The 26,028-nt window shown below is 52.9% G+C and carries 23 protein-coding genes; 7 read left to right on the top strand and 16 right to left on the bottom strand.

Going from position 1 to position 26,028, the window contains the following annotated elements; genetic code table 11:
• Nucleotides 1–56: 56 nt before the first annotated feature.
• From pabA to ppiA, 4 genes are all read right to left on the bottom strand, one after another.
• Nucleotides 57–620, bottom strand: coding sequence for an aminodeoxychorismate synthase component 2 (gene pabA / locus GHC22_RS01730; RefSeq protein WP_153752109.1), 564 nt, complete (start codon nt 618–620; stop codon nt 57–59).
• Between the two features lie 31 nt (nt 621–651).
• Nucleotides 652–1,254 carry a putative adenosine monophosphate-protein transferase Fic gene (locus tag GHC22_RS01725; protein ID WP_005121664.1) on the bottom strand — a complete coding sequence of 201 codons (603 nt, stop codon included), beginning with the start codon at nt 1,252–1,254 and terminating at the stop codon, nt 652–654.
• The gene (locus GHC22_RS01720) at nt 1,244–1,411 is read right to left on the bottom strand and encodes a YhfG family protein (RefSeq protein WP_003827708.1); all 168 of its coding nucleotides are present in this window, start codon (nt 1,409–1,411) and stop codon (nt 1,244–1,246) included. Before GHC22_RS01720 ends, GHC22_RS01725 begins: the two co-directional genes overlap by 11 nt.
• A gap of 106 nt (nt 1,412–1,517) precedes the next feature.
• Entirely contained in the window at nt 1,518–2,090 is a 573-nt protein-coding gene (ppiA, locus tag GHC22_RS01715; RefSeq protein WP_003023595.1) for a peptidylprolyl isomerase A, read from the bottom strand.
• A 264-nt stretch (nt 2,091–2,354) separates the two neighbouring features.
• Between ppiA and tsgA the strand changes: the two genes are divergently transcribed.
• The 7 genes from tsgA (at nt 2,355) to GHC22_RS01680 (ending at nt 15,690) form a co-directional block, all read left to right on the top strand.
• On the top strand, nt 2,355–3,536 hold the full coding sequence (tsgA, locus tag GHC22_RS01710; RefSeq protein WP_032945197.1) for an MFS transporter TsgA: 1,182 nt from the start codon (nt 2,355–2,357) through the stop codon (nt 3,534–3,536).
• A gap of 271 nt (nt 3,537–3,807) precedes the next feature.
• Complete coding sequence (gene nirB / locus GHC22_RS01705; protein WP_008786307.1) at nt 3,808–6,351, top strand: NADPH-nitrite reductase large subunit; 2,544 nt, start codon at nt 3,808–3,810, stop codon at nt 6,349–6,351.
• On the top strand, nt 6,348–6,674 hold the full coding sequence (gene nirD / locus GHC22_RS01700) for a nitrite reductase small subunit NirD (protein WP_003023590.1): 327 nt from the start codon (nt 6,348–6,350) through the stop codon (nt 6,672–6,674). The genes nirB and nirD overlap by 4 nt, the downstream gene beginning before the upstream one ends.
• 186 nt (nt 6,675–6,860) lie before the next feature.
• Nucleotides 6,861–7,670 (top strand): nitrite transporter NirC, encoded by an 810-nt coding sequence (gene nirC, locus GHC22_RS01695; RefSeq protein WP_008786308.1) that lies wholly within the window; start codon nt 6,861–6,863, stop codon nt 7,668–7,670.
• Nucleotides 7,671–7,681: 11 nt separating this feature from the next.
• Nucleotides 7,682–9,055, top strand: a complete 1,374-nt coding sequence (gene cysG, locus GHC22_RS01690; protein WP_008786309.1) for a siroheme synthase CysG — start codon at nt 7,682–7,684, stop codon at nt 9,053–9,055.
• Between the two features lie 319 nt (nt 9,056–9,374).
• Nucleotides 9,375–15,323 (top strand): autotransporter adhesin BigA, encoded by a 5,949-nt coding sequence (locus GHC22_RS01685; RefSeq protein WP_153752107.1) that lies wholly within the window; start codon nt 9,375–9,377, stop codon nt 15,321–15,323.
• A gap of 196 nt (nt 15,324–15,519) precedes the next feature.
• The gene (locus GHC22_RS01680; RefSeq protein ID WP_003827690.1) at nt 15,520–15,690 is read left to right on the top strand and encodes a YhfL family protein; all 171 of its coding nucleotides are present in this window, start codon (nt 15,520–15,522) and stop codon (nt 15,688–15,690) included.
• Nucleotides 15,691–15,756: 66 nt separating this feature from the next.
• Here the strand turns inward: GHC22_RS01680 and trpS are convergent, their stop codons facing one another.
• The 12 genes from trpS to GHC22_RS01620 form a co-directional block, all read right to left on the bottom strand.
• Nucleotides 15,757–16,761: a tryptophan--tRNA ligase gene (gene trpS / locus GHC22_RS01675; protein ID WP_003827687.1), complete on the bottom strand. Its 1,005-nt coding sequence runs from the start codon at nt 16,759–16,761 to the stop codon at nt 15,757–15,759.
• The gene (gene gph / locus GHC22_RS01670) at nt 16,754–17,512 is read right to left on the bottom strand and encodes a phosphoglycolate phosphatase (RefSeq protein WP_153752106.1); all 759 of its coding nucleotides are present in this window, start codon (nt 17,510–17,512) and stop codon (nt 16,754–16,756) included. Before gph ends, trpS begins: the two co-directional genes overlap by 8 nt.
• Nucleotides 17,505–18,182 carry a ribulose-phosphate 3-epimerase gene (gene rpe, locus GHC22_RS01665; RefSeq protein ID WP_003023561.1) on the bottom strand — a complete coding sequence of 226 codons (678 nt, stop codon included), beginning with the start codon at nt 18,180–18,182 and terminating at the stop codon, nt 17,505–17,507. The genes gph and rpe overlap by 8 nt, the downstream gene beginning before the upstream one ends.
• A 17-nt stretch (nt 18,183–18,199) precedes the next feature.
• Complete coding sequence (gene dam, locus GHC22_RS01660) at nt 18,200–19,036, bottom strand: adenine-specific DNA-methyltransferase (RefSeq protein WP_003827684.1); 837 nt, start codon at nt 19,034–19,036, stop codon at nt 18,200–18,202.
• A 117-nt stretch (nt 19,037–19,153) separates the two neighbouring features.
• Nucleotides 19,154–20,458: a cell division protein DamX gene (gene damX / locus GHC22_RS01655; RefSeq protein ID WP_071446675.1), complete on the bottom strand. Its 1,305-nt coding sequence runs from the start codon at nt 20,456–20,458 to the stop codon at nt 19,154–19,156.
• Nucleotides 20,459–20,554: 96 nt separating this feature from the next.
• Nucleotides 20,555–21,643 (bottom strand): 3-dehydroquinate synthase, encoded by a 1,089-nt coding sequence (aroB, locus tag GHC22_RS01650; RefSeq protein ID WP_153752105.1) that lies wholly within the window; start codon nt 21,641–21,643, stop codon nt 20,555–20,557.
• 57 nt (nt 21,644–21,700) lie between these two features.
• Nucleotides 21,701–22,222 carry a shikimate kinase AroK gene (gene aroK / locus GHC22_RS01645; protein WP_003023552.1) on the bottom strand — a complete coding sequence of 174 codons (522 nt, stop codon included), beginning with the start codon at nt 22,220–22,222 and terminating at the stop codon, nt 21,701–21,703.
• Between the two features lie 404 nt (nt 22,223–22,626).
• Nucleotides 22,627–23,874, bottom strand: a complete 1,248-nt coding sequence (hofQ, locus tag GHC22_RS01640; protein ID WP_153752104.1) for a DNA uptake porin HofQ — start codon at nt 23,872–23,874, stop codon at nt 22,627–22,629.
• On the bottom strand, nt 23,777–24,190 hold the full coding sequence (locus GHC22_RS01635; protein ID WP_057067153.1) for a HofP DNA utilization family protein: 414 nt from the start codon (nt 24,188–24,190) through the stop codon (nt 23,777–23,779). Before GHC22_RS01635 ends, hofQ begins: the two co-directional genes overlap by 98 nt.
• On the bottom strand, nt 24,180–24,635 hold the full coding sequence (locus tag GHC22_RS01630; protein WP_153752103.1) for a hypothetical protein: 456 nt from the start codon (nt 24,633–24,635) through the stop codon (nt 24,180–24,182). The genes GHC22_RS01635 and GHC22_RS01630 overlap by 11 nt, the downstream gene beginning before the upstream one ends.
• The gene (locus GHC22_RS01625) at nt 24,619–25,158 is read right to left on the bottom strand and encodes a PilN domain-containing protein (RefSeq protein WP_153752102.1); all 540 of its coding nucleotides are present in this window, start codon (nt 25,156–25,158) and stop codon (nt 24,619–24,621) included. Before GHC22_RS01625 ends, GHC22_RS01630 begins: the two co-directional genes overlap by 17 nt.
• Complete coding sequence (locus GHC22_RS01620; RefSeq protein ID WP_153752100.1) at nt 25,155–25,937, bottom strand: DNA utilization protein HofM; 783 nt, start codon at nt 25,935–25,937, stop codon at nt 25,155–25,157. Before GHC22_RS01620 ends, GHC22_RS01625 begins: the two co-directional genes overlap by 4 nt.
• Between the last annotated feature and the right edge of the window lie 91 nt (nt 25,938–26,028).

The following is a 26,028-nucleotide window of genomic DNA, read 5'->3' as shown; positions in this document are numbered from 1 at the left end:
CAGTGAAATTATAATCACAAAATATGAATAAAAAATCACTGAATAGCAACTACAAATCAGCGATTGAGAAAATTAGCCAGCAGCTGATGCCCCTGTTCGCTGAGAATACTCTCCGGGTGAAACTGTACCCCTTCCATATCCCACTCGCGGTGACGAATGCCCATAATCTCCTGCGTTTCACTCCAGGCTGTTACCTCAAAGCACTCGGGAAGCGTCTCAGGGGCAACCACCAGAGAGTGGTAGCGCGTCACCGTTAATGGGTTTGCGAGTCCCTGAAAAACACCCTGCCCGGTATGGGTAATCGGCGAGGTTTTACCGTGCATCACTTTAGCCGCCCGAACTACGCTCGCGCCAAAGGCCTGCGCCATCGCCTGGTGGCCAAGACAAACACCCAACAAGGGAAGCTTACCGGCGAAATGACGAATAACATCCAGTGAGATACCGGCGTCATCCGGTGTGCATGGCCCAGGGGAAATCACGATTTTTTGCGGGGTCAGCGCGTCGATTTGCGCCAGCGTCAGCTCGTCGTTGCGCCGGACAAGGACATCAGCGCCCAGTTCGCAGAAGTATTGGTACAGGTTCCAGGTAAAAGAATCATAGTTATCAATAAGCAGGATCATGGCGGCTCCGGTACATAAGAACCGCGCTATTCTACTCAGTTTCTGGGGCTTCGCTTACCACTTTACGAAATATCGCCCGCAGTGCAGACAGGTCACCCATCGCCCCGCTCTGATTAGCCTGATTCCACTCCTCAACCGGAATGCCATCCCAGCTCAGCATATACCCGGCATGAATCGCTAACTGTTCGAAGAAAATACGCTGCGCCAGGCCACTGCCGATGCGAAACGGATGCAGCACATTGATTTCGCAATAATAGTGCGCAAGACGATCGACAAACTTGTCTTCCGGTAATCCCACCAGCCAGGACTCATCTTCCAGGTCCTGCATCAGCGCATTGCCCTCTTTCTCGATATAGGCGAAGTGGCAAAAGCGAGTATCGCCCTGGTAAATATCGACTTCACGCAGGTGTCCCGCCCAGTCAAAAATATCCCGATACAGCTGGCGATGAATGGCGCACAGGTGCGGTAAGCCCCGTTTAAGCGGCCCCAATTCGATAGTCGCCGCACGCAGCGCTGTCAGTTCATAAGCCGCCTGCGCCAAACGCTGCGCCTGATGAATCCCCAGACGGTTACGCATGACATTCAGGCCCGGATATAAATACGGGTCGCGACCATCACCGAATTTATCGCTCATAGTGCCTCCTCAGCTCTTCAAGACGCGCCAGGGCGTCTTCAGCACTCAGAGTAACCCGTGGAATATCTACGCCTTCCAGCCGTCGGCTGGCCTGGAAATTGGCGTTTCGCCGTTGTTCCCACAGCCTGGACTTTTGTTTATCGGTGAGTTTTTTCACGTGACCTCCCTGAATGAGCCGACACTTGCCACAAGTATAAGCAGCAATTTCGGGTTACGCAGAGAGAGGGGTGAACGCGGGCAAGAACTACCCGCGCAAGATACGATTACGGCAGGACTTTAGCAGAAAGGATAACAATCGGTTTTGACGGGACATTCTGGTATGGACCGACATCATGGGTCTGTACCTGAGAGATCTTATCCGCGACATCCATACCTTTCACAACTTTACCGAAAACAGCGTAGCCAAAGTCACGCTGGCCGTGATCGAGGAAAGCGTTATCTGCAATATTGATAAAGAACTGGCTGGTCGCGCTGTCTTTATCCGCTGTACGCGCCATAGCAATCGTGCCGCGAGTGTTACGCAGTCCGTTATCGGCTTCATTCTTGATTGGCGGGTTAGGTTTCTTCTGCTGCATCTGCTCGGTAAAACCGCCGCCCTGCACCATGAAGCCTGGGATCACACGGTGGAACGTGGTGTTGTTATAGAAACCACTGTTGACATAATCGACAAAGTTTTGCACTGAAACCGGGGCTTTCTGACTGTTCAGCTCCAGCTCAATGTTACCAGCAGAGGTTGTCAGCAGAACATGTGGATCACCTTTTGCTGCCAGTGCTGCGGGGGAGAGAGCAGAAAGAGCGAGAACAGCTGCAACAGCCGCCAGAGTCGATTTGAGCATGAGAATTCCTTAACAAGAGCAGAAATGAAGCAAGTGAATTGATTCTAAAGAGCCTTCAAGGACAAGGCCATCCCTTTACTTAATTTTACGTACCTGAAACAAATGTAACCTCATGGCTGCAAGTATCAATGTGATCAAGATCACATAGAAAAATGTAACGCGCCAAGTTATTACCAATAAATATTTAAATGCGTCACTAAAGCGCCTAAAATCTGCCCGCTCACGGCGCAGTCAATGCGCCTTACACTTCTATACAGGCCAGTCATGACTAACAGCAATCGCATCAAGCTCACATGGATTAGCTTTCTCTCCTACGCCCTGACAGGTGCGTTGGTAATTGTCACCGGGATGGTGATGGGAAACATAGCAGATTACTTCCATTTGCCCGTTTCCAGCATGAGTAACACCTTCACCTTCCTGAATGCCGGCATTCTGATCTCTATCTTTCTGAATGCATGGTTAATGGAAATCGTGCCACTGAAAACCCAGTTGCGCTTCGGCTTTATCCTGATGGTACTGGCCGTTGCCGGACTGATGTTCAGCCATAGCCTGGCCTTGTTCTCCGCCGCCATGTTTGTATTGGGCCTGGTAAGCGGTATCACCATGTCGATTGGTACGTTCCTGGTAACTCAAATGTACGAAGGTCGCCAGCGCGGTTCCCGCCTGCTGTTTACTGACTCCTTCTTCAGCATGGCCGGTATGATTTTCCCAATGGTTGCCGCGTTCCTGTTAGCGCGCAGCATCGAATGGTATTGGGTCTATGCCTGCATCGGCCTCGTATACGTCGCCATTTTCCTGCTGACCTTCGGTTGTGAATTCCCGGCACTGGGTAAACACGCTCAGCAGTCAGACGCGCCGGTAGTAAAAGAAAAATGGGGGATTGGCGTGCTGTTTCTGGCGATCGCTGCACTGTGCTACATCCTTGGTCAGCTGGGTTTTATCTCCTGGGTCCCGGAGTACGCCAAAAGCCTGGGCATGAGCCTGAACGATGCGGGTAAACTGGTCAGCGACTTCTGGATGTCTTACATGGTTGGCATGTGGGCATTTAGCTTTATTCTGCGTTTCTTCGATTTGCAGCGCATCCTGACCGTACTGGCGGGTCTGGCTACCGTCCTGATGTATCTGTTTATCACCGGTACGCCAGAGCATATGCCGTGGTTTATTATGACGCTGGGCTTCTTCTCCAGTGCGATTTATACCACCATCATTACCCTTGGCTCCCAGCAGACGAAGGTCGCCTCACCCAAACTGGTTAACTTCGTTCTGACCTGCGGCACCATCGGCACCATGCTCACTTTCGTCGTCACCGGCCCTATCGTGGCACACAGCGGCCCGCAGGCGGCATTGCAAACAGCTAACGGCTTGTATGCGGTTGTATTCGTGATGTGCTTTATTCTTGGGTTTGTCACGCGCCATCGCCAGCATAACGCCCCAGCAACGCATTAATCTCACTGCCGGATGGTATCCACATCATCCGGCACATTCTCACCCTCCTCTTCTTTCATTGGTCATGTAGGCCAATTCTTACAAAAACCCCTTAATTTGTACGCTATTTATACAAACACGAAAACCCAAATAATTCCGTCACTTATAAAAATGCTGACAAATCAGTTATATACCTCTTAAGGAGTATATAAGGGCGAATTTGATTTGCATCAATAAGCGCGGTTGCTGAATCGTTAAGGTAGGCAGTAATAGAAAAGAAATCGAGGCAAAAATGAGCAAAGTCAGACTCGCTATTATCGGTAATGGTATGGTCGGCCATCGCTTTATTGAGGATCTTCTTGATAAATCCGACGCTGCCAATTTTGATATTACCGTCTTCTGTGAAGAACCCCGCAAAGCGTACGACCGCGTACACCTGTCTTCCTACTTCTCCCACCACACCGCCGAAGAGCTTTCTCTGGTGCGTGAAGGATTCTACGAGAAGCACGGCGTTAAGGTGTTAGTGGGCGAGCGCGCAATTACCATTAACCGCCAGGAGAAGGTAATCCACTCCAGCGCAGGTCGTACGGTTTACTACGATAAGCTGATCATGGCGACGGGCTCTTACCCGTGGATCCCACCGATTAAAGGTTCGGAAACCCAGGACTGCTTCGTTTACCGCACCATCGAAGACCTCAACGCGATTGAGTCTTGCGCGCGCCGCAGCAAACGCGGTGCTGTTGTCGGCGGTGGTCTACTGGGCCTGGAAGCCGCCGGTGCGCTGAAAAGCCTCGGCGTTGAAACCCACGTGATTGAATTCGCCCCAATGCTGATGGCTGAACAGCTGGATCATATGGGTGGCGAACAGTTACGTCGCAAAATTGAAAGCATGGGCGTGCGTGTGCACACCAGCAAAAACACCAAAGAGATCGTTCAGGAAGGCACCGAAGCGCGCAAAACCATGCGTTTTGCCGACGGTAGCGAACTGGAAGTCGATTTCATCGTCTTCTCTACCGGTATTCGTCCACGCGACAAACTGGCCACCCAGTGCGGTCTGGACGTCGCGCCACGCGGCGGTATCGTCATTAACGACACTTGCCAGACATCTGACCCGGACATCTATGCCATCGGCGAATGCGCCAGCTGGAACAACCGCGTGTATGGTCTGGTCGCTCCAGGCTATAAAATGGCGCAGGTTGCCGTTGACCATATTCTCGAAACTGAAAACGCCTTTGAAGGCGCGGACCTGAGCGCCAAGCTGAAGCTGCTCGGCGTTGACGTCGGCGGTATTGGCGACGCGCATGCGCGCACGCCGGGCGCCCGTAGCTACGTCTATCTCGACGAAAGCAAAGAAGTCTACAAACGCCTGATCGTTAGCGAAGATAACAAAACCCTGCTCGGCGCGGTTCTGGTAGGCGACACCAGCGATTACGGCAATCTGCTGCAACTGGTGCTGAACGCCATCGAACTGCCGGAAAACCCGGATTCACTGATTCTGCCAGCGCACGCGGGCAGCGGTAAGCCGTCTATCGGTGTCGATAAACTGCCGGACAGCGCGCAGATTTGCTCCTGTTTTGACGTCACCAAAGGCATGCTGGTTGCCGCTATCAACAAGGGCTGCCATACCGTTGCGGCGCTGAAAGCGGAAACCAAAGCCGGGACCGGCTGCGGCGGGTGTATCCCGCTGGTAACGCAGGTCCTGAACGCCGAACTGGCGAAACAGGGTATCGAAGTTAACAACAACCTGTGTGAACACTTCCCGTACTCACGTCAGGAACTGTTCCATCTCATCCGCGTAGAAGGCATCAAAACCTTCGAAGAGCTGCTGGCAAAACACGGGAAAGGTTACGGCTGCGAAGTGTGTAAACCTACCGTAGGTTCCCTGCTGGCTTCCTGCTGGAATGAGTACATCCTCAAACCGCAGCACACGCCGTTGCAGGACACCAACGACAACTTCCTGGCGAACATCCAGAAAGACGGTACTTATTCCGTGATCCCGCGCTCTGCGGGTGGCGAAATTACCCCTGAAGGCCTGGTAGCTGTGGGCCGTATCGCGCGTGAATTTAACCTGTACACCAAAATTACCGGTTCTCAGCGTATCGGCCTGTTCGGCGCGCAGAAAGATGACCTGCCGGAAATCTGGCGTCAGCTGATTGAAGCCGGTTTTGAAACCGGTCACGCGTATGCCAAAGCGCTGCGTATGGCAAAAACCTGCGTAGGCAGCACCTGGTGCCGTTACGGCGTCGGCGATAGCGTGGGCTTCGGCGTGGAGCTGGAAAATCGCTACAAAGGCATTCGTACCCCGCACAAAATGAAATTCGGCGTCTCCGGCTGTACCCGTGAATGTGCGGAAGCTCAGGGTAAAGACGTGGGTATCATCGCCACTGAGAAAGGCTGGAACCTGTACGTTTGCGGTAACGGCGGGATGAAACCTCGTCATGCAGACCTGCTGGCAGCGGATATCGATCGCGAAACGCTGCTCAAGTACCTTGACCGTTTCATGATGTTCTACATCCGTACTGCCGACAAACTGACCCGTACCGCACCGTGGTTAGACAATCTGGAAGGCGGTATCGAGTATCTGAAGTCCGTCATCATCGACGACAAGTTGGGCCTGAACCAGCATCTTGAAGAAGAGATGGCCCGTCTGCGTGAAGCTGTGGTGTGTGAGTGGACAGAAACCGTTAACACCCCGTCCGCGCAGGTTCGCTTCAAACACTTTATCAACAGCGAAAAACGCGATCCGAATGTCCAGGTTGTGCCTGAACGTGAACAACATCGTCCGGCCACGCCTTATGAGCGTATCCCGGTGACTCTGGTGGAGGAAAACGCATGAGCCAGTGGAAAAACATCTGCAAAATCGATGACATTCTGCCTGCAACAGGCGTCTGCGCCCTGTTAGGTAACGAGCAGGTTGCGATTTTCCGCCCGTATCACAGCGACCAGGTGTTTGCGATCAGCAACATCGACCCGTTCTTTGAGTCCAGCGTGCTTTCTCGTGGGCTGATTGCTGAACATCAGGGCGAATTGTGGGTTGCCAGCCCGCTGAAAAAACAGCGTTTTCGCTTAAGCGACGGTCTGTGCATGGAAGACGAACAGTTCTCCGTGAAACATTACGAAGCGCGAGTGAAAGACGGCACGGTGCAACTGCGCGGTTAATTAATTTTGGGAGGCGCAACGCCTCCCCTTTTTTGACGTATTTGTAGGTCTTTTATTAGTAGGCCTGATAAGCGTAGCGCCATCAGGCAATTGCACAAGCACATTGCCGGATGGCGGCATAAATGCCTTATCCGGCCTACGGTTACGATTTCTTTTTATTGTTTGTACTTCAAGGATAATCAACACATGTTCACAGACACTATCAATAAGTGTGCGGCTAACGCTGCGCGCATCGCACGCCTGTCGGCTAATAACCCGCTCGGATTCTGGATCAGTTCGGCAATGGCGGGAGCCTATGTGGGTCTCGGCATCATTCTTATTTTCACCCTCGGTAATCTGCTCGACCCGTCCGTTCGTCCTCTTGTGATGGGTGCAACCTTTGGTATCGCCTTAACGCTGGTCATTATTGCCGGTTCGGAACTGTTTACCGGTCACACCATGTTTCTGACACTCGGCGTCAAAGCAGGCACCATCAGCCACGGTCAGATGTGGGCAATCCTGCCAAAAACCTGGCTGGGTAACCTGGTCGGTTCCGTGTTTGTCGCTCTGCTTTACAGCTGGGGTGGCGGTAGCCTGCTGCCGGTCGATACCAGCATCGTCCATTCGGTTGCTCTGGCGAAAACGACCGCGCCTGCAATGGTTTTGTTCTTTAAAGGCGCACTGTGTAACTGGTTGGTTTGTCTGGCAATCTGGATGGCAATCCGTACCGAAGGCGCGGCAAAATTCCTCGCTATCTGGTGGTGTCTGCTGGCGTTTATCGCTTCCGGCTACGAGCACTCCGTTGCCAACATGACGCTGTTTGCCCTCTCCTGGTTCGGCCACCACAGCGAAGCCTATACCCTGTCAGGAATTGGTCATAACCTGCTGTGGGTGACACTCGGTAATACTTTGTCCGGTGTCGTATTCATGGGATTGGGTTATTGGTATGCTACGCCAAAATCGGAGCGTCCGGCTCCGGCAAAAATCAATCAGCCAGAGGCTGCTGCCAATAATTAAGGGGTAATGTCGTGGATCATTTGCCTATATTTTGTCAACTACGTGACCGCGACTGCTTGATCGTCGGCGGTGGTGATGTCGCAGAACGCAAAGCGCGGTTACTGCTGGAAGCGGGCGCCCGTTTAACGGTTAATGCGCTGGCGTTTATTCCGCAGTTCAAAGTATGGGCAGATGAAAACATGCTGACGCTGGTTGAGGGGCCGTTCGATGAGTCCCTGCTCGACACCTGCTGGTTGGCTATTGCCGCCACCGATGACGATGCCGTCAACCAAAGCGTCAGCACCGCCGCAGAATCACGTCGTATCTTCTGCAACGTGGTCGATGCGCCAAAAGCAGCCAGTTTTATCATGCCCTCCATTATCGACCGCTCACCGCTGATGGTGGCGGTCTCCTCCGGCGGGACATCGCCAGTGCTGGCCCGTCTGCTGCGTGAAAGGCTTGAATCCGTACTGCCTCAGCATCTGGGCCAGGTCGCGCAGTATGCCGGCAAGTTGCGCTCCCGAGTGAAGCAACAGTTTGCCAGCATGGGTGAACGTCGCCGCTTCTGGGAAAAATTGTTCGTGAATGACCGCCTGGCGCAGTCGTTGGCGAACAATGACCTGAAAGCCGTCGAGGAAACCACTGAGCAAATGCTCAGCGAACCGCTGGATCACCGTGGTGAAGTGGTGCTGGTTGGCGCCGGTCCTGGCGATGCCGGCCTGCTGACGCTGAAAGGGCTACAGCAGATCCAGCAAGCGGATGTCGTGGTCTATGACCGTCTGGTTTCCGACGATATCATGAACCTTGTACGCCGCGATGCAGACCGAGTGTTCGTCGGTAAACGTGCGGGCTATCACTGCGTACCGCAGGAAGAGATCAACCAGATCCTGCTGCGTGAAGCACAACAGGGCAAGCGCGTGGTACGACTGAAAGGTGGCGACCCGTTCATCTTTGGCCGCGGTGGCGAAGAGCTGGAAACGCTGTGCCATGCCGGTATCCCATTCTCTGTAGTGCCGGGTATTACCGCAGCCTCCGGTTGTTCTGCCTATTCCGGCATTCCACTGACCCATCGTGATTACGCTCAGAGCGTGCGTCTGGTTACCGGACACCTGAAAACCGGCGGTGAGCTGGACTGGGAAAACCTGGCAGCAGAGAAACAAACGCTGGTGTTCTACATGGGGCTGAACCAGGCGGCCACGATTCAGGAAAAATTGATCGAATTTGGCATGCAGCCCGATATGCCCGTCGCCCTGGTAGAAAACGGTACCTCCGTGAAACAGCGTGTCGTCAATGGCGAGCTGACTCAGCTAGGAGAGTTGGCGCAACAGGTTGAAAGCCCAGCGTTAATTATTGTTGGTCGTGTGGTAGGCCTTCGCGATAAGCTGAACTGGTTCTCAAACCATTAATTGAATGCAAATAAATGCCCTGACTCTCAGGGCATTTATTTTCTCGTTTATTATTCATGATTTATTCTCAAACCTGAATTAAGAAAGACTAAACTCATTCACCAACAAAATGAATCTGCGCTCTAATTTATAAAAAACACGTAAAATACCCTATTTATATCCGTACAACCCATAAATCTAATTCACATCCTAAATAATACATGACCATTGAGTAATTTGACGAAGCACGGTCATTCAGTGGCAAAATAATAAATTACCTCGAAATAAATTTATGCCTTCAATGGCATATTTTGTGCGTATTTATTTAAGGATGTCGATTATGCAAAGGAAAAAACTCATTGCTGTGGGTATTGCTCTTGCGTTGCAAACTTACTATCTCCCGGCGATAGCCGCAGATAGTAGCGACGATGACAATGATTGCCCTACTGATATATCCGTATTATCAAAAGCCGAACGTAACAAACTCTCCGCACGCTGCCTGGCAGATTATACAGAACAAGACAATCACTGGGGATGGGTCGCGGGTGGTGTCGCTGCGCTAACAGCTGGTGTAGCGATAGGTATCGATAACAATGGCGGCGGCCATTCCCACCATAATGATACTCCGGCAACCCCATCAGATAATGGCGATGTAACGCCCACGCCTCCTGACGACGATAGCGGCGATGTAACGCCCACACCTCCCGACGACGATGGCGGCGATGTAACGCCCACACCTCCCGACGACGATGGCGGCGATGTAACGCCCACACCTCCCGATGACGATGGCGGTGATGTAACGCCCACGCCTCCCGACGACGATGGCGGCGATGTAACACCTACACCACCTGATGATACCTCTGTTATTACCTTCAGTAACGGCGTCACCATCGATAAAGGCCTGAACACACTGACATTTGACGGCATCAAGCTGGATAGCGGCACGGACCTCGGCGGCGCCGTATGGAATTACGTCGAACAGGATGATCGGTGGCAGATCGCATTACAAGACGGTAAAACGCTGCTGGTTTCCGACTGGAAAGTGACCGATGAGAATGCCGCCGTCATTGAAGGTACGGTACAAGGAAGCGGCCTGTACTGGAAATATGACAACCAGGGATACCTGATCGTTGCCGATGACCAGACAACCGTCGTCGCTGGCGATGACGCTTCAAATACTGCCGATCGCGGGGTTGATACCCGTGGTGAAGGTAAAACTGGCGTCATCATCTCCGGCGATCGGACAAGCAACGCGTTAAGCGGTGATTCCTCCGTCAGCGATGGTGCGGTCGGCATCGTCATTACCGGTGACAACACCACCAATACGATTTCAGGACAAAGCACCGTCGACGGCGCAACCGGCGCGCTGATTTCAGGTAACGGCACCACCACCCGCATTTCCGGTGGCATTGACGTCACAGGTGGCGGCACCGGCATGGTGATCGATGGCAACGAAACCACGGTGGCGAATACCGGCACCTCTAACATCAGCGGTCAAGGTTCAACCGGCTCCATCGTCAATGGCGACAACTCGCACGTTATCAACGATGGTGAACTCTATGTGGCCGACGGCGCTACCGGGGCAAAGATTACCGGTGATGATGTCCTCATCGACAATAAAGGCGATACCACCGCCAGCGGCGCAGGTTCTACCGGGCTATTTATTGACGGCGACAACGCAACCATTAACAGCGAAGGGAAGCAGGATATTTCCGGCGGCGCAACGGGCATCCTGATTAACGGCAACAGCGCCACCTTCGATAATATCGGCACCACCGATGTCAGCGGCGCAGGCTCTATCGGTATCAGCATCACCGGCGACAAAACGCGCATTACTAACGATGGCGAACTAAACGTTACCGACGGCGCGACCGGAGCCAAAATGACCGGTGATGGTGCGGTGATTGATAACACCGGCGACTCAACGGTATCCGGCGCGGGGTCTACCGGACTGTACATTGCAGGTAATAAGGCGCTGGTTATTGGCGAAGGAGATCAAACCATTGCGCAGGGCGCAACGGGTACCGTCATTGCGGGCGATAATTCCCGAATCGCGAATACGGGTGATATCACCGTGGATGGCGCGGGCTCGATCGCTGCAGTCATTGATGGAAATAATAATAGCCTGACTCAGGCAGGTGACATACTAGTCACCAACGGCGCGACGGGTATCGTCACTGACGGGTCGGGTAACGAAATCAAAAACACCGGCAACGCGACCGTGCGCGATGCAAACTCCGTGGGTTTTGTGATCGATGGTGAAAGAAATGTCTTTAATAATAAAGGGAATATCGACGTCAGCCTGAATGGTACTGGCGCAAAAATGAGTGGCGACTCGTCACAGGCGACGCTGGATGGTGATATCAATGTGACCGCTGTCGAGGACAGCAACGGCCTATACCGTGGTGCACAGGGCCTCGATATGGCGGGTGATAACAATACGCTGAATATTACCGGCAACGTCACAATCAGCGGTGACTATGACGCAGATAGCCAGATGGCCAGCAACAGCGATACCCTCCAGGGAATCACCGTCAGCGGCACGAACAATCAGGTGGATCTAACCGGCTCGCTTAACATCAATGTTAGCGATGTGAGCACGGTAAGTGGACAGTGGCTGGATACATACGGCCTCACGGTCAAAGGTGATGGCAATACCGTCAATCTGATGGGCGGTATTGATATCAACTACGCCGAAAATGGCGATGGCGAAGTATCGTCTGTTACAGGCATAAATATAGACGGAGCTAGCAGTGTCACATTAAGCGGTGAGTCCACATTGAATATCACCACCCTCCCCGGCGGCTCAGTGACACTGGCCAATGTACAAAACGGCGGCAGCTTAACGTTAGACCAAAACTCTGTAATTAAAATCACAGAAACAGTTTTGCCCAGTGAGCATTACACCTACAACGCAATATTAACCGCAAAAGGCCAGGGTTCATCGATCGATAATCAGGGAGCCATCGTTGATGACGGCGCTGTCGCCCTATTATTCGCCCGCAGCGGCGCACAGGCAAAAAACAGTGGCGATATTAGCGCCTATGCCACAAGCGGTCATGACAACCGTAATGCAATCACTGCGGCTACCGATCAAGGATCGATAGTTAGCAACGCAGCGGGAGGATCAATCACGCTGGTATCGTCACTAACCCCAGGCAGCGATGGAGGAATAGGAACCTTCCCGCTGATTTGGTACAGCAATACGCTGTACGCCATGCTGGCGGAAAACTACGGCGAAGTGAGCAACGAGGCAGGCGCCACAATAAATCTCCAGGGGGCGGGGGTCTATGGCGTATCCGCCAGTAAAGGGACGGCCCTCAATGCCGGAGATATTTACCTGGACGGCTTTGTCCCGACGCTGAACGACGATAATACCGTCGCCAGCAAAAGTTACTGGTCACCATCACAACTCTATCTGACCAGCTCGGCAATGGTGGCAGGCACCACCGACGGTGGTTATGGCGATGCAACCGCCACCAATACAGGCACCATTACCGTCAATAATGCGGGCTTCGGTATGATGGCACTTAACGGCGGCACAGCCATTAACCAGGGCACTATTAACCTGACCGCCGATGCAGGCGTCACCAAAACCGATGATAACCAACTGGTGGGCATGGCGGCGCTGAATGGTGGCATCGTGATTAACGACACCACAGGGACCATCAATATTGATGCCAATTACGGCAAGCCTTTCCTGACTGACAGCAAAAGTACCGTGGTTAACTACGGTACGGTCTGTTATGACAGCAACTGCCAGGGCAGCGACGACTACAACCCAACCGACAGCAACGTTTCCCTTACTTTTGCTGATGGCGATGTCATTACCGCCGCAGGTGAAACGCTTACCGGCGAAACCATCATTACCAATCCGGTCGCAACGGAAACCGTACACATTAGCAACGCGGGCACCGTCAGCGGCGGCAAGGTCATCGTTAAAAATTACGGCGATTTAACCAATGCCGACACCGGCAGCATCAGCAGCGTCAGTATTGCAACAGGCGGCACCTATACCAACGAAGGTACAACAGCGGCGGTCTCCGTTGACGGCGGTGTCTTCAACAATACAGGCACCGTGACCGGGAAAACCGGCACCACAGTCGGCGGTTCCATTATCAACAACAGCGGGTCCATGAACACGGTTGAGCAATGGTCCAGCACCATGAACAATACCGGCATCGTGACGGACTGGACCGGCGCATCGGGTGGTGCGGTACTGAACAACAACGCTGGCGGCGAAGTCGATAAACTCAAATTTACCGCTGCCGCAACCGTCAATAACGCGGGTGTCATTAATAACGGCACCGTCGATAAAAACGGTACGCTCAATAATCTTGAAGGCGGCGTGATGACGCTGGCAGATAACGCCCTGTGGTCCGGTGCCTTCAATAACTGGGGGACAGTGAACAGCGATGCCGATATCGCCACCGGCGGGAGCGGGCACACGCTGTACAACGGCAGCACTGGCGTCATTAACGGGCAGGTCACTACCTCGAAAAATAATGGCGGCAGTAAAGCCATTAACGACGGCACCATCAACATTGATAAAACCAACAATGTGGCGATGTCCGCGCACGGCAGCGCGAAGATGGTCAATAACGGCACCATCAATGTGGGAACCGAAGGTACCACACAAACCGGTATGGTCGGGATGCAGCTGGAATCAGATGCCAAATCCGATGCGGTGATCGAAAATAACGGCACCATCAATATTTACGCCAGCAACTCCTACGCCTTCAGCCAACTGGGCAGTAACGGCCATATCGTCAACAACGGCACGGTCTACATTGATGACAACGTGACTGGCTCCGGCTTTATCAAGCAGGATGGTAAAACCATTGAAGGCAGCGGCGAAAACGGCGACGGTACGGAAGTGCATTATGTTGACTTCACGGCCCCCACGGAACCTGCTATTACCGATGGTACGACAACCGTTACCACCAGCGACAGTGCAGATTCAACGGCCACCAACAACCTGTCGGGCTATGTGGTCGGCACCAGCGCTGATGGCAGCGCCGGTAAGTTGATGGTCAGCAATGCCAGCATGAACGGCGTGGAGATTAACACCGGTTTTACCGCAGGTACTGCCGACACCACCGTCAGCTTTGACAACGTGGTCGAGGGCAGCAACCTGTCCGACGCAGGTGCCATTCAATCCACCTCCGTGGTGTGGAATGCACAGGGCAGCACCGATGCCAGCGGCAACGTTGACGTCACCATGACCAAAAACGCCTATGCCGATGTGGCGACCGATGGTTCCGTCAGTGACGTGGCGCAGGCGCTCGACGCCGGTTACACCAACAACGAGCTGTACACCAGCCTCAACGTTGGCTCCACCGCTGAACTGAACAACGCGCTTAAGCAGGTGAGCGGCAGTCAGGCTATCACCGCGTTCCGTGAAGCCCGCGTGCTAAGCAACCGCTTTACCATGCTGGCCGATGCCGCGCCGCAAATTAAAGATGGCCTGGCGTTCAACGTCGTAGCGAAAGGCGACCCACGCGCTGAGTTGGGCAACGATACCCAGTACGACATGCTGGCATTACGTCAGTCGTTGGATCTCACCGCCAGCCAGAATCTGACGCTGGAGTACGGCATCGCGCGCTTGGACGGTGACGGTTCGAAGACCGCGGGCGACAACGGCCTGACCGGCGGCTACAGTCAGTTCTTTGGTCTGAAGCACAGCATGGCGTTTAATGAAGGTCTGGCGTGGAAGAACAGCCTGCGTTATGACGTACACAACCTCGACAGCAGTCGTTCTGTCTCTTATGGCGACACCAACAAGGTGGCGGATTCCAACGCACGTCAGCAGTATCTTGAGTTCCGCAGCGAAGGGGCGAAAACCTTCACCATGCTCAACGATACGTTGAAAGTCACGCCGTACGCCGGGGTGAAATTCCGTCATACGCTGGAAGGCAGCTATAAAGAGCGTAGTGCGGGGGACTTTAACCTTTCGATGAACGCTGGCAGCGAAACCGCTGTGGATTCCATTGTCGGAATGAAGTTCGACTATACCGGTGAAAATGGCTGGAGCGCCAGCGCCACGCTGGAAGGCGGTCCGAACCTGAGCTACAGCAAAAGCCAGCGTACTGCGTCACTGCAAGGTGCCGCAGGCCAGTCCTTTGGCGTAGACGACGACCAAAAAGGCGGAGGCATCAACGGCCTGGCGACGGTCGGTGTGAAATACAGCGCCAAAGACGCCAGCCTGAATCTGGACGCTTACCAGTGGAAAGAGGACAACATCAGCGATAAAGGCTTTATGTTGAATTTCAGAAAAACATTTCGCTAATTAATTAAACCCGCAGCCTGGTATTATTTATTAATACCAGGCTTTTTTATTTAAATTCAATTCACTAATCGTATGTTTTATATATAAAGCGACATGTCCTTTTCTGGACTACTTAAAGTTTATGTTAGTTGATATCTTATCCGGCGAAAAATGGACTTCATCCATTTAGAAATAGATATCTAACAAGGATTTTGACATGCTGAAATTTGCAAAAATCACCTTAGTTGCTGGTGTTCTGGCAACGCTGACCGCGTGTACTGGTCATATCGAAAACACAAAAAATAACTGCAGCTACGATTATTTCCTGCATCCAGCAATTTCGATTTCAAAAATTATTGGTGGCTGTGGCCCGGCTGCGAATCAGTAATAGAAGCGATTGCGCAGATACAAAAAAACCGGGAACTTCCCGGTTTTTTTAACAACACAGAGCGCATTACGGCTTGGCGACAAAACCAATCGCTTCGTAAACGGCTTTCAGCGTAACAGATGCGCGGGCGCTGGCTTTTTCCGCACCTTCTTTCATCACTTTCTGCAGGAAAGCTTCATCGTTACGGAAACGGTGATAGCGTTCCTGAAGCTCGGTCAGCATACCGGAAACGGCCTCTGCGACTTCACCTTTCAAATGACCATACATTTTGCCTTCGAAGTGCTGTTCCAGCTCCGGAATGCTCTTACCGGTGACGGCGGAGAGAATATCCAGCAGGTTGGAAACACCCGCTTTGTTCTGCACGTCGTAGCGTACAACCGGCGGCTCTTCGGAGTCGGTCATCGCACGTTTGATTTTTTTAACCACAGATTTCGGATCTTCCAGCAGACCGATCACGTTGTTACGGTTGTCATCCGACTTGGACATTTTCTTCGTCGGCTCCAGCAGCGACATCACGCGCGCGCCGGATTTAGGAATGAACGGCTCAGGCACTTTGAAGATGTCGCCATACAGGGCATTAAAGCGCTGGGCGATATCGCGGCTCAGTTCCAGATGCTGTTTCTGATCTTCGCCAACCGGTACCTGGTTGGTCTGATACAACAGGATGTCTGCCGCCATCAGTACCGGATAATCAAACAGACCGGCGTTGATGTTCTCCGCATAGCGCGCGGATTTGTCTTTGAACTGGGTCATACGGCTCAGTTCGCCGAAGTAGGTGTAGCAGTTCAGCGCCCAACCTAACTGTGCATGCTCCGGTACGTGAGACTGCACGAAAATGGTGCTTTTTTCAGGATCGATACCGCATGCCAGATACAGCGCCAGCGTATCGAGCGTTGCTTTACGCAGCTGCTGAGCATCCTGACGAACGGTGATGGCATGTTGGTCAACGATGCAGTAGATGCAATGGTAGTCATCCTGCATGCTCACCCACTGACGCAGCGCACCCATATAGTTGCCAATGGTCAATTCACCTGAGGGCTGTGCGCCACTAAAAACGATGGGCTTAGTCATTTTTTGATTCCTGATTTTCGCTATGCGGAAGCCCGAGAGCGGGCAGTAGTTCATTAATACGGTCGTAAATAACGTCGGGCTGGCTCAGCGCGATCGACTCGCCGTAGTTGTAGCCATAGGTCAGGCCAACGGACGGACAGCCAGCAGCTTTTGCCGCCTGAATATCATTGCATGAATCCCCTACGAAGAGCATTTGCTCAGGCTTGATGCCAAGCTTACTTGCCACCAGCAGCAGCGGATCCGGATGCGGTTTTTTATTCTGCACGTCGTCACCACCGATGACCACGCTAAAGTACTTGGCGATATCTAATGCTTCGAGCAATGGCGCGACAAACGGGGTCGGTTTGTTGGTCACCAGACCCAGCGGCAATCCTTTCGCATGCAGCGCGCCCAGCGTGTCGGCAACATCAGGGAACAGGAATGTCCCCTCTTCTGCGACATCGCCGTAGTATCTGTCGAACAGCTTACGCAAAATACGTACCTGCTCCTCGGCGGGAATATCATCATCAACGGGCGGTTTACCCATCGTTTTACGTAATGTTGCGCGCTCCTGACGGGACCACGCCAGCGCGCGCTCCATCAGTACATCTGCACCGTTACCAATCCAGGTGATAACGCGTTCTTCTCCGGCAACCGGCAGTTCCAGCGCATACAGCGCCATGTCCACCGCTGCGGCTAATCCCGGCGCGCTGTCGACCAGCGTGCCGTCGAGGTCAAATGCAGCGCCCCGAATATCCTGAAACTTATCCATGACTTACCTTCGCCAGTTCATTGCGCATTTCATCAATGACTTTTTTGTAGTCTGGTTGGTCGAAAATGGCGGAGCCTGCAACAAACATATCTGCGCCTGCCGCGGCAATTTCACCAATGTTATTCACTTTGACGCCACCGTCCACTTCGAGGCGGATATCGTAGCCAGATTCATCAATACGACGACGCACTTCGCGCAGCTTATCCAGCGTTTGTGGGATGAAGGACTGTCCGCCAAAGCCTGGGTTAACGGACATCAGCAGGATCACATCGAGCTTATCCATGACGTAGTCCAGATAGCTCAGCGGTGTTGCCGGGTTGAACACCAGGCCCGCTTTACAGCCATGCTCTTTGATCAGCTGTAAAGTGCGATCGACATGCTCGGAGGCTTCCGGATGAAAAGTAATGATGCTGGCGCCAGCGGCTGCGAAGTCCGGGACAATACGATCGACCGGTTTCACCATCAGGTGAACATCAATCGGGGCGGTGATGCCATATTTACGCAGCGATTTCAGTACCATCGGTCCAATGGTCAGGTTCGGTACGTAGTGATTGTCCATGACGTCGAAGTGCACGACATCGGCACCGGCAGTCAGCGCTCTCGCGGTGTCCTCACCCAGGCGGGCAAAATCAGCCGACAGAATTGAGGGGGCGATCAAATACTGTTTCATCCGCTTCTCCTTGAGATTTATTTCTTCGCAGGCGTTACGACTCCTGGTTTATACAGTGCCAGCAGTTCGTTCACCTTTTTACGCGTGCCGCCATTGCTGCTTATGCTGCGCCGCACTTTGACCTGAAAATGTTTCGCCGCTCGGTACCATTCACGGGTATCGGGCGTATCGTGGTTCGAAATTAACACCGGGATCTGCTTACTGACCAGCTTTTCTGCCATCTCGGCCAAATGCGCCTGCTCTTTCGGGCTAAAGCTGTTGGTGTGATACGCAGTGAAATTTGCCGTCGCCGAAAGCGGTGCATAAGGGGGGTCACAATAGACCACAGAGTTGCTATCCGCACGGTTCATGCACTCTTCATAGGAGAGGCAATGGAACTCCGCATTCTGCGCTTTCTCAGCAAAATGGTACAACTCAGCTTCCGGGAAGTAAGGTTTTTTATAACGCCCAAACGGGACGTTAAACTCGCCGCGCAGGTTATAACGGCACAATCCGTTGTAACCAAAGCGGTTCAGATACAAGAACAGCACTGCTCTGCGGAACGGATCCTCGCTGGCATTAAATTCTTCTCTGAACCGATAGTACACCTCAGCCTGATTGGTTTCAGGCATAAACAGCTCACGCGAAGCCTGCACATACTCATCGGTACGCGTCTTCACGATGTTATAGAGACTGATAAGGTCGCTGTTGATATCGGCAAGAATATAACGAGAAAAGTCGGTGTTGAGAAACACCGACCCGGCACCCACGAAAGGTTCAATCAGGCACTCACCCTGAGGTAAATGCCGTTTGATATCATCAAGCAGGGGGTATTTCCCCCCTGCCCATTTCAAAAAAGCGCGATTTTTTTTCATGCTGACTAACTAATTACACCTTCTCCGGCTGTGGAGAAAGCTCCGACAGCATCCTGCGCTTTAGTCTTTGTCCCGCAATTGGGCGAAACATCAAACCATTGCAGAACATATCCTATCTTACTTCAAATCGGCCTGAACCTGATGCAGCGGTTTTGCCCACGGGTTTTTCGCCTGAATATCAGCGGGTAACGTAGACACTGCACGTTTCGCGTCTTCTTTAGACGCATACACGCCTGTCACCAGAACATACCACGGTTGACCGTTACGCGTCGTCTGGTACACCACGTAGTTCTTCAGGTTTTCTTTCTTCGCCCAACCGTTCAGGTTGTCGTAGTTAGAAGAACTGCTGAGCTGCAGCGTGTAATGGCTGGACGGCGCAGATTTTAACGCTCCAACATTACCTGCGCTTTTCGCTCCGCCAGCAACAGGCGTTGTCGTTGTTGCTGTCGCCGTTGGCGCAGGCGTTGCGGTCTGCGTTGGCGTCGCAGTTGCTTTCGGCTCAGCGGTCGCTTTCGGCGTAGCGGTTACCACAGGTGCTTTAGTTGTGGTGGTCGGCGCGGTAGCAGTTACGGTTGGTTTTGCCTGAGCAACAGGTTTCGGCTCTGTCGGCGTCGCTTTCACCGTAGTTTGCGGTTTGCTCTTCGGCTCAATAACGGCCTGTTTACGTTCCTGGCGCGTAGCAGCAGGACGCTCAGTCGTTTCCGTTTTCGCCGTCTGGCGCGCAGCATTACCATTACGCATCGGCGCAACGGTCGCAGGTTCGGTCGGCAGCGTAGAGTTAACCACGGCGTTGTTAACCTGCTCCTGACCCTGCGGTTGTGTCAGAGCATTGTTCAAATCGCCCTGCACTTCAACACGCTGCTGGCCTTCGGTTGCCGCAGGTGCCTGACCTTGAGTCGGGGTAGAGGAAATCGGTGGCAGGGAAACATCCTGCTGGGTATTGCCAGCGGTCTGCTCAGTGCCCGTTGCAGGAGCCGTTGCGCTCGCCTGATCCGTTGCATTGCTGCCAGAAAGATCGATGCTCTTCTCACCAGATGCTGCCTGCTCATTGGAAGAAGATGAGGGGGCTTTCAGCGCAGAACCAATGCCGATAATCAGCAGCAGCAGTACCAGAACACCCACACCCATCATCATATATTGGCGGGAGGCAGGCTTGCTGGCGGCTTTCTTACGCTTGCGCGGACGACGTTCTACACGCTCTTCATCCACGGCATCGTCATCAGATTCATACTCTTCTTCAATGTCCTGCTCTTCTTCACGCTCTTTGCGTGCACGTGCAGGACGGCGATCGTCAGCATCCAGATCAACATCATCAAAATTGATTTGCGGCTCATTATCGCGTTCAGACGATTGACGAGAACGACCAGTACGACGATCGCTGGGATCGGGTTTCAGCTCGTCTTCTGGTTTGAATTCATCCATTTAACACCCCACTCAAAGGTTAATGCTTACGACTTTGCACATAACCTGAAGCTAAAAGACCTACGTTTCGCAACGTAAGCCTGACCTTTCTTGTTGTTACGCCTGCTGGCAATCAGCAATAGCGTTAAGAACCACCTCGTGCGACACTCCGCCGCGCACTTCACTCTTCCCTATCGCTCGCGGAAGCACCAAACGAATCTCTCCCGCTAACACTTTTTTATCTCGCAGCATGTGCGGCAGATAAGCCTCGGTGGACATTTCACGCGGCCCATTCACCGGTAAGCCTGCTCGCTGTAACAGCGTAATGATGCGCTGCGTATCAGCGGAGGTGAACTGACCCAAACGTTCTGACGTACGGGCAGCCATTACCATACCTGCTGCGACTGCTTCACCATGTAACCAATTGCCATAACCCATTTCAGCTTCGATCGCATGGCCAAACGTGTGTCCCAGATTCAGTAAAGCACGTAAGCCCATTTCACGCTCGTCTGCTGCGACAACTTCTGCTTTCAGCTCACAACAACGACGGATACAGTACGCCATTGCCGGACCATCCAGACGCAGTAACGCATCCAGATTGTCTTCCAGCCAGCTGAAAAATTCGCCGTCAAGAATGATGCCGTATTTGATCACTTCCGCCAGCCCCGATGCCAGCTCACGCGCAGGAAGCGTTTTCAGACAATCGAGATCCACCACCACGGAGGCCGGTTGGTAAAACGCGCCAATCATGTTTTTACCGAGGGGATGGTTTACGGCGGTTTTGCCGCCAACGGAGGAGTCGACCTGCGACAACAGAGTTGTCGGGACTTGAATAAAACGAACACCACGTTGATAGCTGGCTGCCGCAAAACCGGTCAGATCGCCAATCACGCCGCCGCCAAGGGCAACTAACGTGGTATCACGACCATGCGGTTTTTGCAGTAACGCGGTGAAAACCGTATCCAGAACCGTCAGGCTTTTATACTGCTCGCCATCGGGAAGGATAACGCTATCAACGTTAATACCCGCCTGTTCAAGTACGCCGCGAACCTTATCGAGATAAAGGGGAGCCAGGGTTTCGTTGGTCACCAACATAACCTGATCGCCCGATTTCAGCGGTAAGAATGAAGCTGGCTCATTGAACAAACCAGCCGCGATGGTGATAGGGTAACTACGTTCCCCGAGAGTGACTGTGATCCTCTCCATTACGCGACATCCACCTTAGTTACTTGTACCCGCAGACGAGTGTGTATTCAGCCAGAATTAGTTGCTTTCCAACATATGAATAATCTGGTTTGCTACGACTTTTGCGCTCTGATCGTCGGTGCGAATGGTCACGTCAGCAATCTCTTCGTACAGAGGATTGCGTTCGTCAGCCAACGCTTCCAGAACTTCACGAGGCGGTGATTCTACCTGCAGCAGCGGGCGTTTCTTGTCACGTTGAGTACGTGCAAGTTGTTTTTCAATTGTCGTTTCAAGATAGACCACGACGCCACGCGCGGAAAGACGGTTACGTGTTTCACGTGATTTTACAGAGCCACCGCCAGTTGCCAGCACAATACCCTGTTTTTCCGTCAACTCGTTGATGACTTTTTCTTCGCGATCACGGAAGCCGTCTTCACCTTCTACATCGAAGACCCAGCCCACATCAGCTCCGGTTCGTTTCTCAATCTCTTGATCAGAATCGTAAAATTCCATATTGAGTTGTTGAGCTAACTGGCGCCCAATAGTGCTTTTTCCGGCACCCATAGGCCCAACCAGAAAGATATTGCGTTTCTCTGCCATTTTTTCGGTACTACTAAGACTATTCGTTAATGGTAAACCCGCTTCGCAGACACCCAGCGCAGCAGGACATGAACTGAAACCTCATAAGATATTGCGAGAGTCAGACTGAAAATTATCTCAATACTCAAGCGGGTTTGGCAACTGAATAAATCACCAAACCTAACGCATTTCTGGTCGTGGCAGGCATGCTACCCTGCAAACATCAGACCTGGCGACGTATCGCGCAGTCAAATGACACCCAATAAGCCTATGGCACACCACCGGAAAGGCAAAGCGTATTCACTGCCGCATAAGTAAAGAAAAGTACCGACGCTCAAATCGGTACTCCTTGTATGCTAAATACACCCTCACGTCAAATCCCTGAAACGTGTTCAGTGCAAAAACAACGGCTTTTCATGCATAAGTTATTCCGTTGAAACCAGTCTGGGCGTAATAAAGACCACTAATTCGCGCCGTTCGTCTTCTTTACCATCATGGCGAAAAAGAGAGCCAAGCCAGGGAATGTCGCCTAATAGCGGCACGCTGTCGGCTGCGGATTTATTCTTATGTGAAAAAATCCCGCCAAGCGCAATCGTCTCGCCGCTTTTTACCTCGACCAGCGTTTCAATCTCCTGCTTGTCGATAGCCAGCACTTCACCATCTGCCTGCTGTAGAACCTGTCCGGGAACATTCTGGCTGATATGCAGTTTCAGCCTGATTCTCCCTTTCTGCAACACCGTTGGTGTTACCTCCATCCCCAGTACCGCTTCCTTGAACTCGACGGATGTCGCACCGCTTTCACCGCTGGAGACCTGATAAGGGATCTCACTGCCCTGCTTAATACTGGCAGGTTGCAGGTGAGATGCCAGTAATCGTGGACTGGCGATGATATCCAACTGCTGTTTTTGCTCCAGCGCAGACAACTCCAGTTCCAGTAAACGACCGTTAATACGGCCAATGTTAAATCCCACACGGGATGTGGCGGTGGCTACAGAAAGGTCGCTGGCGAGCGTCGTGACATTCCCAACCGCCCCCGAGTGTTGTGCGTCAGCCAGCGACCACTTCACTCCCAGCTCGCGCAAACTTTTTTCATTAATAGTCACGATATGCGCCGCCAGTTCGACCTGGGCAACCGGCAAATCCATTTCCGATACCCACTTTTCCAGGGTGTTAAGCGCAACGCTATTATCACGCAGCAGTAAGCGGTTGGTCCGTTTATCCACCGTCATGCTTCCCTTGGCACTGAGCAGCTTTTCTCCTGCTTTTGCCAGCTCGGCAGCATCGGCATAGTGCAAAATAATGCTGCGCTGCTCCAGCGGCATACTGGCCTGAATCCGCGCCTGTTCATTGTCCTGGCGGGCCGCATTTTCACTCTGCCATTGAACAGAATGTACATGCAGGATGTTTCCCTCCTGGCGTAATACCAGTCCGGCACTTTTTACCACCGTCTGCAATGCCTGCTTCCAGGGGACATCCGTCAAATGCAGCGACAGCACACCGCTGACATCTGGCGAAACCACCAGGTTTTTCTGTTCCTGTTCAGCCAGCGCCTGCAATACTTGCGTAACCGGCACATCATCGACCACCAGCGTCACGTTTTGCGGTTTCGTCGCCAGTGCGCTCGTTATCCCGACCGCCAGCGCTATTACTATCCACGCTATCCATCGCTTCATTTACCGCTCCTTGTCGTTGCCACTGCCACCGCGGCGGTTCGCAGTTTTTTTCTGTGCCGAGGGTTATGTTCTGGGCCGTTATCTGCGTAATCGTCCAACCGTTTTTCAGGACGTCATTTGGCTTAACCCGCCGCCATTTTTTCTGGCTATCCTGAACGATGCCAATGGGTCGCGTGCCCTGGCTCACCATGCCCTGAAAACGCCATGTCGACAGCTCAGCAATTTGGCAACGGTCCTCCGGCGGCAGGAAGGGATTACGCATACCGGTGAGCATCAGTACGCTTACGCATATCAACAGCCAGCGTTCAACCGTCATTCAGACGCTCCAGCTGTAGCGTTAGCAGCAGCTCCGTGTCTTCTGCGCTAAGCGAAAATCGGCTGACGTTCATCCCCTGATCCGCCAACTGGACAAACGTCTGCGGGATAGCATCCCAGGCCGATATCAGCGCCATCTCTCCGCCTTGCGCAGAGGGTTGCCAGTGGATAAGACGAGTAAGTGAAGTCTGAAACAGTAGTGGAGAGAACAGGGTCAGTTTCTCTTCCGGCTCTGCTGGTGATGCCGCTAACAGATAGACATCTCGCCATTGCATCTGAATAGCTGCCCGTTGCTGGACCAGCGTCTCGCGTTGCATCGTCCGCTCCCGCGCTACGGGATAAATACATAACGTCACCAGTATGAGTAGCCCCAACATCCAGCCGCACCAGCAGATGAGTCGAAAGCGCGGCGACTGCGCTAACCAGACATCACAGAGCGTTATCATGCGCACCGCTCCGTGTCAGTCGATAGTGGAATTGCCAGCGTCCCTGCGCATCCTGCTGCGTTTCACCGGGGCAGCTCAACTGAAACAATGGTTGCTGGCGTAATTGCGCTTCCAGCGCCTTCAGCGCGGCAAAGTTCAGCGTGTTTCCCGTCAGTTCCAGCGAGCCCTGCTGCCAGGTCATTTTTGTTAACCACGCCTGCTCAGGCAGTAATTCCGCCAGCTCTTGCAAAACCGACTGCCAGCTTCGGGTCTGCTCACGCTGTTTGCTCCGTGCCTGCACCTGTTGCCATCGTTGCTGGCGCTGCTGCATACGCGGCTTTAGCGCCATTAAGGCCTCGACACGCGTCTTTTCGGCATCTGCCAGCAACAATTCAGCCCGATTTTCTACACTCAACACGCTGTAGTAGCGCAACAACACGCCAATACTAAGCAGTAGCGAAGCGCTAAATAAGATGCCCCAGAAGCGCAGGCAAGCGTAACGCCGAGTCTGACGCCAGGGCAGAAGATTAATGGTCGCTATCATCGGTACGCGCCTCCCATAGCGAGTCCCAGCGCAATGGCGAAGTGATGACTTTGCGTTGGAATGGGCGGCTGGCGTACAGACACGGCGCTCAAAGGATCGAAGCCGCCAGGGGAGCATTGCGCAATGGCTGTCGGGGGAAGAGATAATGTCGTGGCAAGCTCATCGATACTGCCAATATCGCCCGTTGATTTACGTCCCCATACCGAACGGGTCGCCCATAACCACTGAGGATCATCACGCCATACCAGACACTGCTGATGTTCTGGCAAGAAGGGAATAAATCGCTGTAACGCGCTGGCATCCGGCGTAATCGCCGTAACGTGTACCTTCAACGTTTGGATAAGCGTCAGAAGCGCTGAAATCTCTTTGCTTTGCGCAGCAGTGACGTTAAATGCCGGGCTCAACGTGTCTTCGCTATAATCAAAATGCAGCGCATCCGGCGCCATATCGAGTTCACGCGCCATCGAACCGGACAACCATGCGGTTTGCTCTGGCTCGCGTAACGTCATTGTCGGACGAGGAAACTTTTTTTGTAACGTCCTGTTGGCGGGAAAAGAGAGATGAATATGGTGTCGGCGAGGAAGCTCCCGGCTCCACGGCAGCAGCGCGGCGACCAGCTGTTCAGGCTCGCGAATGTGGCCATCGACGATAGCCTGAGGCGTCAGCGGTATACGCCACCAGCGTTGCAGATACCAACCTGATGCTTCGCGAACGATAGCGACAGCCAGCGCTTCATGTTGCTGAATATGCAGACCAATTTTCCAGATATTGAAAGCCATTGCTGATGATCTCCTTATCACCCGTCGCTTTAACGGGTATATCAATGCGTCTGGCTTGCCTTTATACTACCGCGCGTTTGTTTATAAACTG

Source organism: Citrobacter sp. H12-3-2 (assembly GCF_009649895.1).
Taxonomy (GTDB): domain Bacteria; phylum Pseudomonadota; class Gammaproteobacteria; order Enterobacterales; family Enterobacteriaceae; genus Citrobacter; species Citrobacter portucalensis.
This window is presented reverse-complemented; position numbering and strand designations above follow the sequence as displayed.

What these genes read in the sequence shown, in the direction of transcription:
- pabA (WP_153752109.1), bottom strand. Translation starts at nt 620, where the DNA reads ATGATCCTGCTTATTGATAACTATGATTCTTTTACCTGGAACCTGTAC.
- GHC22_RS01725 (WP_005121664.1), bottom strand. Translation starts at nt 1,254, where the DNA reads ATGAGCGATAAATTCGGTGATGGTCGCGACCCGTATTTATATCCGGGC.
- ppiA (WP_003023595.1), bottom strand. Translation starts at nt 2,090, where the DNA reads ATGCTCAAATCGACTCTGGCGGCTGTTGCAGCTGTTCTCGCTCTTTCT.
- tsgA (WP_032945197.1), top strand. Translation starts at nt 2,355, where the DNA reads ATGACTAACAGCAATCGCATCAAGCTCACATGGATTAGCTTTCTCTCC.
- nirB (WP_008786307.1), top strand. Translation starts at nt 3,808, where the DNA reads ATGAGCAAAGTCAGACTCGCTATTATCGGTAATGGTATGGTCGGCCAT.
- nirD (WP_003023590.1), top strand. Translation starts at nt 6,348, where the DNA reads ATGAGCCAGTGGAAAAACATCTGCAAAATCGATGACATTCTGCCTGCA.
- nirC (WP_008786308.1), top strand. Translation starts at nt 6,861, where the DNA reads ATGTTCACAGACACTATCAATAAGTGTGCGGCTAACGCTGCGCGCATC.
- GHC22_RS01685 (WP_153752107.1), top strand. Translation starts at nt 9,375, where the DNA reads ATGCAAAGGAAAAAACTCATTGCTGTGGGTATTGCTCTTGCGTTGCAA.
- GHC22_RS01680 (WP_003827690.1), top strand. Translation starts at nt 15,520, where the DNA reads ATGCTGAAATTTGCAAAAATCACCTTAGTTGCTGGTGTTCTGGCAACG.
- trpS (WP_003827687.1), bottom strand. Translation starts at nt 16,761, where the DNA reads ATGACTAAGCCCATCGTTTTTAGTGGCGCACAGCCCTCAGGTGAATTG.
- gph (WP_153752106.1), bottom strand. Translation starts at nt 17,512, where the DNA reads ATGGATAAGTTTCAGGATATTCGGGGCGCTGCATTTGACCTCGACGGC.
- rpe (WP_003023561.1), bottom strand. Translation starts at nt 18,182, where the DNA reads ATGAAACAGTATTTGATCGCCCCCTCAATTCTGTCGGCTGATTTTGCC.
- dam (WP_003827684.1), bottom strand. Translation starts at nt 19,036, where the DNA reads ATGAAAAAAAATCGCGCTTTTTTGAAATGGGCAGGGGGGAAATACCCC.
- damX (WP_071446675.1), bottom strand. Translation starts at nt 20,458, where the DNA reads ATGGATGAATTCAAACCAGAAGACGAGCTGAAACCCGATCCCAGCGAT.
- aroB (WP_153752105.1), bottom strand. Translation starts at nt 21,643, where the DNA reads ATGGAGAGGATCACAGTCACTCTCGGGGAACGTAGTTACCCTATCACC.
- aroK (WP_003023552.1), bottom strand. Translation starts at nt 22,222, where the DNA reads ATGGCAGAGAAACGCAATATCTTTCTGGTTGGGCCTATGGGTGCCGGA.
- hofQ (WP_153752104.1), bottom strand. Translation starts at nt 23,874, where the DNA reads ATGAAGCGATGGATAGCGTGGATAGTAATAGCGCTGGCGGTCGGGATA.
- GHC22_RS01635 (WP_057067153.1), bottom strand. Translation starts at nt 24,190, where the DNA reads ATGACGGTTGAACGCTGGCTGTTGATATGCGTAAGCGTACTGATGCTC.
- GHC22_RS01630 (WP_153752103.1), bottom strand. Translation starts at nt 24,635, where the DNA reads ATGATAACGCTCTGTGATGTCTGGTTAGCGCAGTCGCCGCGCTTTCGA.
- GHC22_RS01625 (WP_153752102.1), bottom strand. Translation starts at nt 25,158, where the DNA reads ATGATAGCGACCATTAATCTTCTGCCCTGGCGTCAGACTCGGCGTTAC.
- GHC22_RS01620 (WP_153752100.1), bottom strand. Translation starts at nt 25,937, where the DNA reads ATGGCTTTCAATATCTGGAAAATTGGTCTGCATATTCAGCAACATGAA.